The sequence below is a fragment of the Mycobacterium sp. 852002-51057_SCH5723018 genome (genome assembly GCF_001667035.1).
In the GTDB taxonomy this organism is placed as follows: Bacteria; Actinomycetota; Actinomycetes; order Mycobacteriales; family Mycobacteriaceae; genus Mycobacterium.
On sequence record NZ_LZIR01000090.1, the window covers coordinates 1 to 14,645 of the forward strand.

Annotated in this window: 15 protein-coding genes and 2 pseudogenes; 4 read left to right on the top strand and 13 right to left on the bottom strand. The window is 68.1% G+C overall.

What is annotated here, in order from left to right; genetic code table 11:
• Window positions 1-121: 121 nt before the first annotated feature.
• Window positions 122-1,102, top strand: a pseudogene (locus A5764_RS19160) (phytoene desaturase family protein); the annotation flags it as partial.
• A gap of 109 nt (window positions 1,103-1,211) precedes the next feature.
• Here A5764_RS19160 and A5764_RS19165 read toward each other — a convergent pair.
• A complete protein-coding gene (locus A5764_RS19165; protein WP_067115565.1) occupies window positions 1,212-1,982 on the bottom strand; it encodes an alpha/beta fold hydrolase in 771 nt (256 codons plus the stop codon).
• A gap of 63 nt (window positions 1,983-2,045) precedes the next feature.
• Here A5764_RS19165 and mhuD point away from each other — a divergent pair, with 63 nt between their 5' ends.
• A complete protein-coding gene (gene mhuD / locus A5764_RS19170) occupies window positions 2,046-2,363 on the top strand; it encodes a mycobilin-forming heme oxygenase MhuD (RefSeq protein WP_067115567.1) in 318 nt (105 codons plus the stop codon).
• The gene (locus A5764_RS19175) at window positions 2,338-3,702 is read left to right on the top strand and encodes a serine hydrolase (RefSeq protein WP_067115571.1); all 1,365 of its coding nucleotides are present in this window, start codon (window positions 2,338-2,340) and stop codon (window positions 3,700-3,702) included. Before mhuD ends, A5764_RS19175 begins: the two co-directional genes overlap by 26 nt.
• A gap of 1 nt (window position 3,703) precedes the next feature.
• Here A5764_RS19175 and A5764_RS19180 read toward each other — a convergent pair whose 3' ends face one another.
• The 12 genes from A5764_RS19180 to A5764_RS19235 all read right to left on the bottom strand — a co-directional run bounded on the left by A5764_RS19180 (window position 3,704) and on the right by A5764_RS19235 (window position 14,379).
• Window positions 3,704-4,246, bottom strand: a complete 543-nt coding sequence (locus tag A5764_RS19180) for a histidine phosphatase family protein (protein WP_067115574.1) — start codon at window positions 4,244-4,246, stop codon at window positions 3,704-3,706.
• On the bottom strand, window positions 4,243-5,010 hold the full coding sequence (locus A5764_RS19185; RefSeq protein WP_067115577.1) for a CbtA family protein: 768 nt from the start codon (window positions 5,008-5,010) through the stop codon (window positions 4,243-4,245). Before A5764_RS19185 ends, A5764_RS19180 begins: the two co-directional genes overlap by 4 nt.
• Before the next feature lie 9 nt (window positions 5,011-5,019).
• The gene (locus A5764_RS19190) at window positions 5,020-5,235 is read right to left on the bottom strand and encodes a CbtB-domain containing protein (RefSeq protein WP_067115580.1); all 216 of its coding nucleotides are present in this window, start codon (window positions 5,233-5,235) and stop codon (window positions 5,020-5,022) included.
• Window positions 5,236-5,381: 146 nt separating this feature from the next.
• On the bottom strand, window positions 5,382-5,762 hold the full coding sequence (locus tag A5764_RS19195) for a YbjQ family protein (protein WP_067115583.1): 381 nt from the start codon (window positions 5,760-5,762) through the stop codon (window positions 5,382-5,384).
• A 133-nt stretch (window positions 5,763-5,895) separates the two neighbouring features.
• Window positions 5,896-8,430, bottom strand: a complete 2,535-nt coding sequence (clpC1, locus tag A5764_RS19200; protein WP_067115586.1) for an ATP-dependent protease ATP-binding subunit ClpC — start codon at window positions 8,428-8,430, stop codon at window positions 5,896-5,898.
• A gap of 263 nt (window positions 8,431-8,693) precedes the next feature.
• Window positions 8,694-9,032, bottom strand: coding sequence for a histone-like nucleoid-structuring protein Lsr2 (lsr2, locus tag A5764_RS19205; protein WP_067115589.1), 339 nt, complete (start codon window positions 9,030-9,032; stop codon window positions 8,694-8,696).
• A gap of 122 nt (window positions 9,033-9,154) precedes the next feature.
• Complete coding sequence (gene lysS, locus A5764_RS19210) at window positions 9,155-10,678, bottom strand: lysine--tRNA ligase (protein ID WP_067115592.1); 1,524 nt, start codon at window positions 10,676-10,678, stop codon at window positions 9,155-9,157.
• A gap of 109 nt (window positions 10,679-10,787) precedes the next feature.
• Window positions 10,788-11,612 carry a type III pantothenate kinase gene (locus A5764_RS19215; RefSeq protein WP_067115595.1) on the bottom strand — a complete coding sequence of 275 codons (825 nt, stop codon included), beginning with the start codon at window positions 11,610-11,612 and terminating at the stop codon, window positions 10,788-10,790.
• 2 nt (window positions 11,613-11,614) lie between these two features.
• Window positions 11,615-12,046: an aspartate 1-decarboxylase gene (gene panD / locus A5764_RS19220; protein WP_067115597.1), complete on the bottom strand. Its 432-nt coding sequence runs from the start codon at window positions 12,044-12,046 to the stop codon at window positions 11,615-11,617.
• The gene (gene panC / locus A5764_RS19225; protein ID WP_067115600.1) at window positions 12,046-12,984 is read right to left on the bottom strand and encodes a pantoate--beta-alanine ligase; all 939 of its coding nucleotides are present in this window, start codon (window positions 12,982-12,984) and stop codon (window positions 12,046-12,048) included. Before panC ends, panD begins: the two co-directional genes overlap by 1 nt.
• Complete coding sequence (locus A5764_RS19230) at window positions 12,981-13,892, bottom strand: Rossmann-like and DUF2520 domain-containing protein (RefSeq protein ID WP_067115603.1); 912 nt, start codon at window positions 13,890-13,892, stop codon at window positions 12,981-12,983. Before A5764_RS19230 ends, panC begins: the two co-directional genes overlap by 4 nt.
• Before the next feature lie 115 nt (window positions 13,893-14,007).
• A complete protein-coding gene (locus tag A5764_RS19235; RefSeq protein WP_067115605.1) occupies window positions 14,008-14,379 on the bottom strand; it encodes a hypothetical protein in 372 nt (123 codons plus the stop codon).
• A gap of 162 nt (window positions 14,380-14,541) precedes the next feature.
• Here A5764_RS19235 and A5764_RS28475 point away from each other — a divergent pair.
• Window positions 14,542-14,645 (top strand): annotated as a pseudogene (locus A5764_RS28475) (DUF3180 domain-containing protein); the annotation flags it as partial.

A 14,645-nucleotide genomic window follows, 5' to 3' on the forward strand; every position in this document is an offset into this window, starting at 1 on the left:
GGCAGACCCGGCCGGCAGCGGTTAGGCGGCGGCGCGGGCGGGGCGGGCGGGGGGGGGGCCCCCCCCGGAGGCCCCCGGCCCCCGGCGGGGGGGGGGCCCCCCCCCGGGGGGGGGGGGGGGGCGGGCCGCCGCCCCAACCCTGCTGCCCGCGTCCACACTTGCCGGGTGGTTCCGCACCAGGCAGGCGCGGGCTTTGTTCGGAGGCGTTGCGGCGCACGCCTTTCGGCCGCTGCACTATCCGATGACGTCGGCGATCGGGTTGGGCATTCTCACCGCAGGGCATCGGCACGGGTGGCCCGTCGCGGCCGGTGGTTCGCAATCGATCACCAACGCGCTGGCAGCGCTGCTGACGGATCTGGGCGGCAAGATCGAAACGGGTGTGCGCATCGACGTCGCGAGCCAGCTGCCGCCCGCCGAGGTGAAGATGTTCGACCTCGCGCCAGAGGCGGTCGCCGACATACTCGGCGACCGGCTGCCGCAACGAGTCGCACGCGAGTACCGGCGTTTTCGCCGGGGGCCCGGCGCGTTCAAGGTCGACTTCGCCGTTCAGGGCGGTGTCCCGTGGACGAACCCGGCCGCACGCCGCGCCGGAACGGTACACGTGGCGGGCACATACGCCGAACTGGCCGCCACCGAGCGCGACGTACACGCTGGTCGCATGCCCGAGCGTCCGTTCGTCCTTGTCGGACAACAGTATCTGGCCGATTCCCAACGCTCGGTCGGCAACATCCACCCAGTGTGGGCCTACGCCCACGTGCCCAACGGCTATACCGGCGACGCCACCGCGGCGATCATTGCTCAGATCGAGCGATTTGCCCCGGGATTCCGCGACTGCGTTGTCGGTCAAGTCACCACCAGCACAAGGCGATTCGCCGCCTCCAATCATAACTTTGTCGGCGGCGACATCATGACGGGCGCCAAGGACATTCGCCAGCTGGTATTCGGCCCGCGAATCACGTGGTCGCCGTATAATATTGGCGTACCAGGCATGTACATCTGCTCGGCCGCCACCCCACCCGGTCCTGGAGCGCACGGCATGTGCGGCAACCATGCCGCGCGTGTCGCGCTTAGAGACCTCGACAGGGGAGAGGCCAGCCCATAATCGGTGCGGCCATCGCAGGGTCGTCTTCGCCGAATCGATCCGAGGTGTCGTTCTCGATGCGGCGAAACTGGACTCCATCAGCTCATCGAGGTCAGGTGGAATAGCCGGTTCAGGCGCCCGTTCGGAGCCCCGCAAAGAAGGATTCGACCGCCTCGCGGTATACCTGCGGCGCTTCGTCGTGAACCAGGTGGCCGGCCTGCGGGACGCGCAAATACGTCGTAGCAAAACTTTTTTTGATCATCGTGCGCATCTGGCCCGGCGGGGTGACGGAGTTGCCCGCCTCGATGAGCAGCGCCGGCGCGCGGACGGCCTGCCACTGCGCCCAATAGTCGCGGATGCCCCACTCGGCGGCGATCTCGATCCACCGCGAGGTGTGGCCGTGCAACCGCCAACCGGTTTCGGTGCGGTCGAAAGCGTCCAGGAAGTACCGCCCGGCGACGGGGCCGAACTCGGCGAAGACCTGTTCGGCGGAGGCGAATTCGACCGGCAATGCGTGCAGCCAGGGCTCCCACGGACCGGTGGTGCGGCCGCGGAAGTCGGGCGCCATGTCCTCGATCACCAGCGCCGAAACCAGCTCCGGGCGCTCGGCGGCCAGGCACCACGAGTGCAAGGCCCCCATCGAGTGGCCGACCAGCCTGGCCGACGCCCCCAACGCGCCCACCGCGTCGGCCAGGTCGGCCACGAAGCGTTCGGTGCTGATCGGGTGCGGATCGTCGACGTCGCGGCCCCGGTGCCACGGGGCGTCGTAGGTATACACAGTGCCCAACCGGGTCAGCCACGGTAGCTGCCGCGACCAGGTGCTGCCCCTGCCCATCAGGCCATGCACCAGCACCAATGGCTCACCTTGTCCGCCGTGGCAGGTCAGCAGATCCCTGGACATATCTCCATCTTGCGTGGGCTGCCCTGGCTTCGAACAAGTGGAGGCGCGCGGTAGCCTAACGGAATGCCAGTGGTGAAGATCAACGCAATCGAGGTGCCCGCAGAAGCTGGTCCCGAACTGGAGAAGCGGTTCGCCCACCGCGCGCACGCCGTCGAGAACCAACCCGGATTCCTCGGCTTCCAGCTGCTGCGCCCCATCAAGGGCGAGGACCGCTACTTCGTGGTGACGCAGTGGGAGTCCGATGAAGCGTTCCAGGCGTGGGCGAACGGCCCCGCCATCGAGGCCCATGCTGGACACCGAGCCAATCCGGTGGCGACTGGCGCATCGCTGCTGGAATTTGAGGTCGTGCTGGACGTTGCCGGGAACGACCAGACTGGCTAGCGGTCGGCCGGCGCGGCGCCGCGTCGCGGCGTTGAGCGCCGCCGCGGCACTGGTGGTGACCCTGGCGCCGGGTTGCGCACCCTCCCCCTCCCCGCACGCAAACGCCGCGAATCCGGGCCGGCAGATCGACACCCGGACGCCCCCCGGGATCCGGGCCCAGCAGACCCTGGACATGCTCAACTCGGACTGGCCCATCGGCCCGGTGGGGGTCGGCACCCTCGCCGCGCCCGACCAGGTCGACTCGGTCGAAACCACCATGGAAGGGCTCTGGTGGGACCGTCCCTTCACCCTCGACGGCGTCGACATCGGCGCCAGCGTGGCCACGCTGCACCTGATCTCCTCGTACGGCGCCCGGCAAAACATCCGGATACATACCGACGACGACGGGCGCGTCGACCGGTTCGACGTCGAAACCCAGGCACCGAAGGTCAGCTCATGGCACGACGTCGACGCCGTGCTGAGCAAGACCGGCGCCCGCTATTCCTACCAGGCCGCCAAGGTCGACAACGGTCACTGCGACCCGGTCGCGGGCGCCAACACCGGCGAACCTTTGCCGCTGGCATCGATTTTCAAGCTGTATGTGCTGCACGCCCTGGCGGGTGCGGTCAAGAACGGGACCGTGTCGTGGGACGATCAGTTGACCGTCACCGACAAAAGCAGGGCGGTCGGCTCGTCTGGCTTGGAACTGCCTGCCGGGGCCCATGTTTCGGTCCGCACGGCCGCCGAGAAGATGATCGCCACCAGCGACAACATGGCCACCGACCTGCTGATCGGGCGGATGGGCACGCACGCGATAGAGGAGGCGCTGGTCACCGCCGGCCACCACGATCCGGCCAGCATGACGCCGTTCCCCACGATGTACGAGCTGTTCTCCGTCGGGTGGGGTGAACCGGATCTGCGCGACCAATGGAAGCAGGGATCTCCGCAAGTCCGCGCCCAGCTGCTGGAGCAGGCGAATTCCACTGCGTACAACCCGGATCCGACCCGCGCCCACACCCCGGCCTCGAGCTTTGGCGCGGAGTGGTACGGCAACGCCGAGGACATCTGCCGCGTCCACGCGGCGCTGCAGGCCGACGCGGTCGGCGCCGCCGCGCCGGTCAGGCAGATCCTTTCGGCGGTGTCGGGTATCCAGCTGGACCGCAACGTTTGGCCGTACATCGGCGCCAAAGCCGGTGGCCTGCCGGGTGATTTGACGTTCAGCTGGTACGCCGTCGACAAGACCGGGCAGCCGTGGGTGGTCAGCTTCCAGCTCAACTGGCCCCGCGATCACGGACCAAGGGTCACCGGCTGGATGTTGCAGGTCGCCAAGCAGGCCTTCGCGCTGATCGCGCCGCGATAAGTTACCAGCGCAGCGTCCAGTGGCCGTTGCGGAAATGCAGCACCGTGCGGCTGACCGGGGCAACGTCTATGCGCCAGAAGGCTTTCGGGGGCGAGTCGAGGCTGTGCAAGATGGCGGCCCGGATCACCGCCGGATGGGTCACCGCCACGGTGGGCGAGGTGCTCTCGGTGAGCGACTCCAGCCAGCCGGCCACCCGCTTGATCAGGTCGACGATAGACTCGCCGCCGTGCGGCGCGCAGGCCGGGTCGGTCAGCCACGTCTCGAGGTCTTGGGGGCTCAGCTCCCCGAGCGCGTGCCCACGCCACCGCCCGCAATCGAGGTCGGCCAACCGCGGGTCCGTGACGGCGCGCAGGCCCAGCAGTTGCGCGGTTTGCCGGGCACGCCGCTCGGGTGCGGTGAGGTGACGGCTGTCCCCTTTGGTGTCAAGGCTTTTCACCCGACGCCCACCGATGTCGTTCAGCGGTTCGTCGGCGGGAAAACGCCCGACCGCCATGGCATCGGTCATCGCGTGCGAGACCATCGTCAGCCGGACGACGTCGCTCACGCCGGGACTCGTTCCTCCAGCGGCCGTCGGGCAAGCGTCGCGAACACCAAGCCGATGCTGGCCCACAGCACCAGCTGCGTGGCCAGCGACACCACCCTGAATTCGTACAGCACGTCGGCGGGAAAGCCGGGATAGACGATCGCACCGGAAGGCTCGCGCAATGGTTCGGGCGTCTCGTCGGTGGTCGGCAGCAGCATCCCCACCGCGACGATCGCTACCAGGTAAGCCCCCGCCGCGAGCAGCGTTCCGTTCCACGCGCCGAGCCGGGCGGCGAGCCGCCGCGCCAGCCACACGGCGGCGATCGCGAGCACCACCGACGCCAGCATCATCACCAGATACCAGCCGGTGCGGGCCCCGATCGTGTCCGCCTGGCCGACCGCCGGCGGGTTGGGCGGGTATTTCACGAACGGCACGAGGTATACCGCGACGAACGCGCCCGCCGCCAGGAGCAGCGAAAGCTGGCGCGGCGCAATGCCTCTCGCGCGGGCCGCGATGACACAGAACGCCACCGCGAACAGGGCGCCCATCGCCACGCCGAAAATCAGCACGCCGAAACCCAATCCGGCGTTGGCCTGCACCCCGCGGGTGAACAGCTCCGCGCCGTGCTCGTGCACACCGTGCGCGTTCTCTGCATCGGCGCGGCCGTCCTCAAAGGCGATCGCGCGACCAATCACCGGCTCGGCGCAGATGCGGGCGAATAGGAACGCCAGCACCGCGCCGATCGCGCCGGCCAGCAGGCCGCGTGCGATCAGACGCTTCTCCACGCTGCCAGGTCAGTGGCAGGGGAAGCCGAGCAGATGGCGAGCGTCGTGGACGAATTCGTGGACGTGGGAGTCGGTGCCGAACAGCGACACCGCGCCCTGGTCGATGCCCACGAAGTAGAGCGCCAGCAGCGCCAGGAAGGCGGTCGCTGCCAACCACAGCGCCGCGCTGGCCGCCGACAGGTCAACCGACCGGGTACGGGTGGACGTCGTGGGGAGATTAGCCATGCTGGGCTCCTTCCGGGGATACCGCGTCCCGCTTGGTGGATGTCGACGGGCTCCGGGTCTGACTTTGCACAGTGGCGCGACCGCTCTGGAATTTCACCAGATTCCGTTACCCATCAATTTGCAGTGTGGTCAGTGTAGACCGCACGTCACTGCTGCGGGGGCGCGGCGCCGTAACCGAGCTGGCCCGCGGTGTATCTGGCGCCGTCGGTGACCGGGACCGCCTGCACCGCCGTGCCGTAGGCGCAGATCTCGGTCCACACGTCGCCGATTTCGGTGGTGTCGAACCGCATCGCGACGATCGCGTTGCCGCCGCGGTCGCGCGCCTCGGCGATGAGCCGTCCCATCGCCTCGTTGCGACTGTCGGCGAGATTCTTGGTCATGCCGGCCAGCTCGCCTCCGAACATCGCCTTGAAGCCCGCGCCCATCTGGGAGAACGCATTTCGCGAGCGGACGGTCAGGCCGAACACTTCGCCGCACACGCGCTGGATCTCCCAGCCCGGAAGGTCATTGGTGGTCACGATCAGCACAGGCGGGCCCTTCTTCTTCCAGCGCAGCAAAAACGGGCGGCAGCCCCGTGAGAGACTAGTCCCGACCGCGGCGACCCGCTTCGCCCGGCTACGCCGCGCTCGCGATCGCCGCGCCGCCCGTTTCCGCTAACCGCTACTGCGTCTCGGGTGCGCTGTGTGCCCCGGCCTTGGCCAGGTCCGGCTCGGTCGGCGGCTTGCGGGTCCCGGTGAACGTGAAGACCGCGTCCTCGCCGGAGCCCTCACCGTCCCAGTTGTCGACGTCGACGGTGACGACCTGTCCGGGTCCGACCTCCTCGAAGAGGATCTTCTCGGAGAGCTGGTCCTCGATCTCGCGCTGGATGGTGCGCCGCAGCGGACGGGCACCGAGCACGGGGTCGAAGCCGCGCTTGGCCAGCAACGCCTTGGCCTTGTCGGTCAGCTCCATCGCCATGTCCTTGCTCTTGAGCTGCTTGCCGACGCGCTCGATCATCAGATCGACCATCTTGATGATCTCGTCGCGGGTCAGCTGGTGGAAGACGATGATGTCGTCGATGCGGTTGAGGAACTCCGGGCGGAAGTGCTTCTTCAGCTCGTCGTTGACCTTCTGCTTCATCCGCTCGTAGTTGTTGTCACCGCCGCCTTGGGTGAAGCCCAGGCCCACCGGCTTCGAGATGTCGGAGGTGCCGAGGTTCGACGTGAAGATCAGCACGGTGTTTTTGAAGTCCACCGTGCGACCCTGCCCGTCGGTGAGCCGGCCGTCTTCGAGGACCTGCAACAGGCTGTTGTAGATCTCCTGGTGCGCCTTCTCGATCTCGTCGAACAACACCACGCTGAACGGCTTGCGCCGCACCTTCTCGGTGAGCTGACCGCCCTCCTCGTAGCCGACGTATCCCGGCGGGGCGCCGAACAGCCGCGACGCGGTGAACCGGTCGTGGAACTCGCCCATGTCGATCTGGATGAGCGCGTCGTCGTCGCCGAACAGGAAGTTGGCCAGCGCCTTGGACAGCTCGGTCTTACCGACACCCGACGGGCCGGCGAAGATGAACGAACCCGACGGGCGCTTGGGGTCCTTCAATCCCGCGCGGGTGCGGCGGATCGCCTTGGAGACCGCCTTGACGGCGTCCTCCTGGCCGATGATCCGCTTGTGCAGCTCGTCCTCCATGCGCAGCAGGCGGGTCGTTTCGGCCTCGGTGAGCTTGAACACCGGGATGCCGGTCCAGTTGCCCAGCACCTCGGCGATCTCGTTGTCGTCCACCTCGGCGACCACGTCGAGATCGCCCGAACGCCACTGCTTTTCGCGCTCGGCCCGCTGGGCCACCAGCTGCTTCTCGCGATCGCGCAGGCTGGCCGCCTTCTCGAAGTCCTGGGCGTCGATGGCAGATTCCTTCTCGCGGCGCGCCTCCGCGATCTTCTCGTCGAACTCGCGCAGGTCTGGCGGCGCGGTCATCCGGCGGATCCGCATCCGGGCACCCGCCTCATCGATCAGGTCGATCGCCTTGTCCGGCAGGAACCGGTCGTTGATGTAGCGGTCGGCCAGGGTGGCCGCGGCCACCATCGCCGAGTCGGTGATCGACACCCGGTGGTGCGCCTCGTAGCGGTCGCGCAGGCCCTTGAGGATCTCGATGGTGTGCTCCACCGTCGGCTCCCCCACCTGCACCGGCTGGAAGCGGCGCTCCAGCGCGGCGTCCTTCTCGATGTACTTGCGGTACTCGTCGAGCGTGGTGGCGCCGATCGTCTGCAGCTCGCCGCGGGCCAGCTTCGGCTTGAGGATCGACGCGGCGTCGATCGCGCCCTCGGCGGCACCCGCACCGACCAGCGTGTGCAGCTCGTCGATGAACAGGATGATGTCGCCGCGGGTGTTGATCTCCTTCAGCACCTTCTTCAGGCGTTCCTCGAAGTCACCGCGGTACCGCGAACCGGCCACCAGCGACCCCAGGTCGAGGGTGTACAGCTGCTTGTCCTTCAGCGTCTCCGGGACCTGGCCGTGCACGATGGCCTGCGCCAGGCCCTCGACCACGGCGGTCTTGCCGACGCCGGGCTCGCCGATCAGCACCGGGTTGTTCTTGGTGCGCCGGCTCAACACCTGCATCACCCGCTCGATTTCCTTCTCGCGGCCGATGACGGGGTCCAGCTTGCCCTCCATCGCGGCGGCCGTCAGGTTGCGCCCGAACTGGTCGAGCACCAGCGATGTGGACGGGCTGCCCGATTCGCCGCCGCGGCCACCAGTGCCGGCCTCCGCGGCCTCCTTGCCCTGGTAGCCGCTCAGCAGCTGAATCACCTGCTGGCGCACCCGGGTCAGCTCGGCGCCCAGCTTGACCAGCACCTGCGCGGCCACGCCCTCACCCTCACGGATCAGGCCCAGCAATATGTGCTCGGTGCCGATGTAGTTGTGGCCGAGCTGCAGCGCCTCGCGCAGGCTCAGTTCCAGAACCTTCTTGGCGCGCGGGGTGAACGGGATGTGCCCCGACGGCGCCTGCTGGCCCTGGCCGATGATCTCCTCGACCTGGCTGCGGACGCCCTCGAGCGAGATCCCCAGCGATTCCAGCGACTTCGCCGCAACGCCTTCGCCCTCGTGGATCAAGCCCAACAAGATGTGCTCGGTGCCGATGTAGTTGTGGTTGAGCATCCGGGCCTCTTCTTGCGCCAGGACGACCACCCTGCGGGCACGGTCGGTAAATCTTTCGAACATCGGTGGTTACCTGCTCTCCCTGCCATCGGTACAGCTTTCGGCATCGCGTACCTGCCATCCACTGTAATGGTCGGCCCGCCAGGGTTCCTAACGTTGGTGCCTGGCGGTCCAGGCCACATCTCCCCTGTTGAGCAAAGCCGCAACAGTTAAACGGAGAAAAGCACCAAAGCGTTTCCGCGTCGGCCGACGAGCTTTTCGCCGGCAGCGAAATGACAAACAACCGGCGCCCCGGCCTTTACGCCCGGGCGCCGGTTGACGGTTGGTCAGGTCGCCGCGTGGAATGCGTCGATCACGTCGGCCGGGATGCGGCCGCGCGTGGACACGTTGTGCCCGTTGCGACGCGCCCATTCGCGGATCGCGGCGCTCTGCTCCCGGTCGATCGCGCCACGCCCGCGGCCGGAGCCCGACCGCCCGCGCCGGTGGCCGCCGACGCGACGGCCCGCTGCCACCCATTGCTTCAAATCGTTGCGCAGTTTCGCGGCATTCTTGGACGAAAGATCAATCTCGTAGGTCACCCCGTCAAGCCCAAATTCAACCGTTTCGTCGGCTGCGCCCGCACCGTCGAAATCATCGACCAACGTAACGGTCACTTTTTTCGCCATTAGCTTACCCTCGCGTTTCGTCCTGAACAGTTGCTGGGCAGTTGGGACTGACCTCCCCGGTCACCAATCTGCCATATCAACGCAGCATACTCAATCCGGCGGCAACGCGTACAGTTGGGCTTTCAACTGGTGTGCGGCCGAACAATCGGGAACAAAACTGTCTCTCTAATTGACAGCCCGGTCAAAGACATCAGCAACCGATCGATACCCATTCCGGTGCCTGTGGACGGTGGCATCCCATACTCAAGCGCGGCGAGAAAATCTTCGTCGAGCGCCATCGCCTCGTCGTCGCCGGCGGCCGCGGCCCGTGCCTGTGCGGCGAACCTCTCGCGCTGCACGACCGGGTCGTTCAATTCGGAGTACCCGGTGGCCAGTTCGACCCCGCGGAGGTAGAGGTCCCATTTCTCGGTGACACCCGGGATGCTTCGGTGCTGGCGTGTCAAAGGTGTTGTCTCGACAGGGAAATCCTTGACGAATGTGGGCGCGCTCAGCTCGTTGCCCACCGTGTGCTCCCACAGTTCCTCGACCAGTTTGCCGTGCCCGTAGCCGCGGTCGCGGGGAATATCTAGACCAGTTCCGGGACCCAGCCTGTCCGCGATGGACCACAGCCGCTCGACCGTCGTCTCGGGTGTGATCTCCTCGCCGAGCGCCACCGACAGCGACGGATACATTTGGATCGACGCCCATTCTCCGTCTATGTCGTAGACACTGCCGTCTGGCAACGGCAGTTGTCGGGTTCCGATCGCCTCGTCGGCAACCTCTTGAATAAGCTCCCGGGTGACCACTGCTGAATCGTCATAGGTACCGTAGGTCTGGTAGGTCTCCAGCATGGAGAATTCCGGAGAATGGGTGGAATCGGCTCCTTCGTTTCGGAACACTCGATTTAGCTCGAAGACCTTGTCGAATCCACCGACGATGCAGCGCTTGAGGAACAGTTCCGGCGCGATGCGCAGGTAGAGATCGATGTCCAGCGCATTGGAATGGGTGACGAACGGCCGCGCCGCCGCGCCGCCGGCCAGCGTCTGCAACATAGGGGTTTCGACTTCGAGAAACCCGCGCCGTTCCAGCGCGCTGCGGATCGCGCGGATAACGGCGATGCGCTGCCGCGCCACCGTGCGCGCCTGGGGGCGGACGATCAGGTCGACGTAGCGCTGTCGGACCCGTGACTCTTCGCTCATCTCCTTGTGCGCGACGGGCAGCGGACGCAGCGCCTTGGCCGCCATCCGCCAGGAGTCGGCCAGCACCGACAATTCGCCGCGCCGCGAGCTGATCACGTTGCCGTGCACATAGACGAGGTCGCCGAGGTCGACGTCGGCCTTCCACGCGTCGAGCGCCTGCTGGCCGACCTTGTCGAGGCTGAGCATCACCTGCAGAGTGGTGCCGTCGCCGTCCTGGAGTGTCGCAAAGCACAATTTTCCGGAGTTGCGCGCGAAGATGACCCGGCCAGCGACGCCGACGATGTCGTCGGTCGCGGTGTCGATCGGCAGGTCGGGGTGGGCGGCGCGAACCTCCGCCAGGGTGTGGGTGCGCTCGATGGCGACGGGATAGGGGTCGACGCCTTCTTCCAAGAGGCGGGCGCGCTTGTCCCGGCGGATCCGGAACTGCTCCGGAAGGTCGGGCTCGCCCCCCGGCTCGTCAGCACTCACGACGTGCCAGCTTAAAGGACTCCCCACGGCGGTCGTTCGTCGAGATTGCGGCCATGGTCGTTGCCCCGGTCGCAATCACGACCGCCACGGCAATCTCGGTGAAACCGCGTCAGCGCGCGGTCTTCAGCCGGCCGCGCTGGGCGTCCCGGTTGCGTTCGAACACCAGCCGCAGTCCGTGCAGGGTCAGGTGGGGGTCGTGGTGGTTGACGGTGTGCAGTTCGGGCAGCAGCAGCGGCGCGGTGTGTCCGGTCGCCACCACCACGACTTGATCCCCCAAGTCGCTGGAGAACCCGTCCACGTCGTCGCGGATGCGCTGCACCAAACCGTCGACCAGGCCGGCGAAGCCGAACACCGCGCCGGCCTGCATGCATTCGACGGTGTTCTTGCCGACCACCGAACGGGGACGGGCCAATTCGACCCGGCGCAGCGCCGCAGACCGGGCCGCGGCGGCATCCGAGGAGACCTGCACGCCGGGCGCGATGGCGCCGCCGAGGAACTCCCCTTTGGCCGACACCACGTCGACGCAGATGGAGGATCCGAAGTCCACGACGATGGCCGCCTTGCCGAACTTGTGAAATGCAGCAAGGCAGTTGACGATTCGGTCGGCGCCCACTTCTTTGGGGTTGTCGACCAGCAGCGGGATGCCGGTGCGAACGCCGGGCTCGATGAGCACATGCGGCACTGACGGCCAGTACTGGTCGAGCATGATCCGCACCTCGTGCAGCACCGACGGGACGGTGGACAGCGCGGCGGCGCCGGTCAGCCGCTCGGAATCGTCCCCGATGAGGCCGTCGATGGTCAGCGCCAATTCGTCCGCGGTGATCTCGGATTCGGTGCGGATCCGCCACTGCTGCACGACCTTTGCGTGCTCCTTGGACCCGGATATCAGTCCGACGACGGTGTGCGTGTTGCGGACGTCGATGGCCAGCAGCACGGCTACCGCGCACCGATCCGCGGGTCGAGTAGCTCGGACGCCCCCTCTATCTGGAAGGCGGGCACGAACGCCGGGTCATGGCCCAGGTCGACGGGCTTGTTGTCGGCGTCGACGAACACGATCCGCGGCCGGTAGGCACGTGCCTCTGCGTCCTCCATGGTCCCGTAGGCGATCAGGATCACCAGATCGCCCGGGTGCACCAGATGTGCTGCGGCGCCATTGATTCCAATCACGCCGCTGCCGCGCTCGCCGGTGATGGCGTAGGTGACCAGGCGGGCGCCGTTGTCGATGTCGACGATGGTCACCTGTTCGCCCTCGAGCAGGTCCGCGGCGTCCATCAGGTCGGCGTCGATTGTCACCGAGCCGACGTAGTGCAGGTCGGCTTGCGTGACGGTGGCGCGGTGGATCTTCGACTTGAGCATCGTCCGTAACATCAGTTCCTCCAAGGTGATTGGGCTTGTCCGTCCGGCCCCACGGGTGCCGGCGAGTTTCCGATCTGAATTGAGACGTTGTCGAGCAGCCTGGTGCTGCCGATCCTGGCCGCAACCAGCAGCCGACCGGAGCCGCCAAACCCGTTGTCGTGCACCGGGCCGAGCTCGGGGTCGCGCAGCTCCAGGTAATCGAGCACAAGTCCGGGCGTGGCGTCGAGCACCGCGCGGGCGGCGTCCAGCGCAGCCTGGGCGCCGTCGGTCGCGGCGTGCGCTCCGGCTGTCAGCGCCGCCGACAGCGCGACGGCCAGTTCCCGCTGCACCGGATCCAGGTACCGGTTGCGCGACGACATCGCCAGCCCGTCGGATTCTCGCACCGTCGGCACGCCGACCACCGCGACGTCGATGTTGAGGTCGGTGACCATCTGCCGGATCAGGACCAGCTGCTGATAGTCCTTCTCGCCGAAGAAGATCCGGTCCGGACGCACGATCTGCAGCAGCTTGGCCACCACGGTCAGCACCCCGGCGAAGTGGGTCGGTCGGGCGCCGCCCTCGAGCTCGGCGGCCAGCGGGCCGGGCTGCACGGTGGTGCGCAGGCCGTTGGGATACATCGCCGCGGCCGTTGGGGCGAACACGATCTCGACGCCTTCGCGGCGCAGCAGGGCCAGGTCGTCGTCGAGGGTCCGGGGGTAGGCGTCGAGATCTTCCCCGGCGCCGAACTGCAGCGGGTTGACGAAGATCGACACCACCACCACCGAACCGGGGACCCGCTTGGCCGCGCGCACGAGGGCCAGGTGCCCGTCGTGGAGGGCGCCCATGGTGGGCACCAGCATCACCCGGCGGCCGGTGTGGCGCAGCGCGCGGCTGACGTCGGTGACGTCGCGTGGCGACGAGTAGACGTTGAATTCGCCCGGATTGAAAGCGGGCTTGCGTGGGGCCGTCATGGCGCCAGGACCTCGACGACGTCGTCGGGGGCGTGCGCGCGTTGGGCGGTCCGCAGGGCGTTGACGCGGTAGGCCTGGGCCAGCTCGGGATCGACGCCACCCAGGGCGGCCAGGTGCTCGGCGACGGCGGCGGCGTCACCGCGGGCGACCGGCCCGGTGAGCGCCGCCTGGCCCCGTAACAGCGTGTTCTCCAGCGCCGCACGGGCCAGCGGCCCGACGATCCGTTCGGCGAGGCCACCGGGCTGGTCGTCGACGGTTTGTTGGCCGAGCAGTTCACTGCCGCGCAGCGCGGTCCGCAGCGCCTCGAGCGCGTCGGCGAGGACCGTCACGATGTGGTTGCCCGCGTGCGCCAGCGCGGCGTGATAGAGGACACGGGCGTCCTCGCCGACGCAGAACGGCTCCCCGCCCATCTCCAGGACCAGCGACTGCCCGATCGCGTACCCGACCTCGTCGGCCGCGGTGATGCCGAAGCAGGTGTCGGGCAGCCGGCTGACGTCCTCGTCGGATCCGGTGAACGTCATCGCCGGGTGGATTGCCAGCGGCGTGCAGCCGGCAGTGGTCAGCGGCGCCAGGATGCCGACGCCGTTGGCGCCGGAGGTGTGCGCGACGATCGTGCCGGGGCGCACTGCCGAGGTGGCGGCTAGCCCGGACACCAGGGCGGTGAGCTCGCTGTCGGGAACGGCCAACAGCAGCAGCTCGGCGCTGGCGGCCACGTCCTGCGGCGACACCACGGGCGTGTCGGGCAACCGGCGCTGCGCCCGCTGCCGCGACGCGTGGGAGACGGCGCTGCACGCCACCACGACATGGTCGGCGCGCTCCAGCGCGACACCGAGTGCGGATCCCACCCGACCGGCCGAGATGATTCCCACCTTGAGCCTGGCTGGGCGCAAACCGTCGAACTGCCCCATCGCAGACGACCTCACAGCTTTCTTTGTTCGTTCCAGTCCCGTGTCAGGGGTACCGGACGGTCAGTAAGACTTTAGTCGATTCTCAGGTGCCGCCCAATGTGAGGAAGCTCCCAGCTCACTCGTCACGGCCATCACGTCTGCGGCGCCGGCCGCCACCCGATGGCTGGACCTGCAGCCGGGCGAGCAGGTCGGCGACCGACTGGCCGCCGGTCGGCGGGCCATCGGCTGAGCCGTCCACGTCCTGAGCGAGGGGATCGGCGCCGCGATGCCGGGGTGCGGGCTCGGCGTGCGGCGGCGGGGCCATCTGCGGCGGCGGCGCGGGGGCGGGGGGTGCCGGCGGCGGGGGGGGCGGAGGCGGCGGCGGCTGGTTCGTCCCCGCGAAGTTGCGCACGCCGTAGTCGCGGTACTCGGCCGAGTGCCGCGACCGGGCGCGGCGGCCGGCATCGCCGTATGGCGGCGGCGTGGGGTCAATGGGCGCGCCGTCCATGGATTGGTCGGGGGTGTAATGCCGGGCGCGTCGCCCTCCGTCCGACTCGCCTGCCGGGCCGGCGCCGGCCCAGTTGCTTCCCGGCGCTGCGGGCGAGGCCCATTGTCCGGCTGCGGCGGCCGGCTGCCAGTCCTGCGGCTGGGGCTGCGGTTCCGGTTCCGGTTGCGGCGGCGTGACCTGACGGCCGCGGTGGTCGGCGCTGCGGTCGTCGGCTATCTGCTGGTCATCAGCCTGTACCGCTGGTATCCGCCGATCACGGTGTGGAC

Bases quoted from the DNA above. Each gene is read 5' to 3' on its own strand.
- A5764_RS19165 (WP_067115565.1), bottom strand. From the start codon at position 1,982: ATGTCCAGGGATCTGCTGACCTGCCACGGCGGACAAGGTGAGCCATTG.
- mhuD (WP_067115567.1), top strand. From the start codon at position 2,046: ATGCCAGTGGTGAAGATCAACGCAATCGAGGTGCCCGCAGAAGCTGGT.
- A5764_RS19190 (WP_067115580.1), bottom strand. From the start codon at position 5,235: ATGGCTAATCTCCCCACGACGTCCACCCGTACCCGGTCGGTTGACCTG.
- clpC1 (WP_067115586.1), bottom strand. From the start codon at position 8,430: ATGTTCGAAAGATTTACCGACCGTGCCCGCAGGGTGGTCGTCCTGGCG.
- lsr2 (WP_067115589.1), bottom strand. From the start codon at position 9,032: ATGGCGAAAAAAGTGACCGTTACGTTGGTCGATGATTTCGACGGTGCG.
- panD (WP_067115597.1), bottom strand. From the start codon at position 12,046: ATGTTACGGACGATGCTCAAGTCGAAGATCCACCGCGCCACCGTCACG.
- panC (WP_067115600.1), bottom strand. From the start codon at position 12,984: ATGACGGCCCCACGCAAGCCCGCTTTCAATCCGGGCGAATTCAACGTC.
- A5764_RS19230 (WP_067115603.1), bottom strand. From the start codon at position 13,892: ATGGGGCAGTTCGACGGTTTGCGCCCAGCCAGGCTCAAGGTGGGAATC.
- A5764_RS19235 (WP_067115605.1), bottom strand. From the start codon at position 14,379: ATGGACGGCGCGCCCATTGACCCCACGCCGCCGCCATACGGCGATGCC.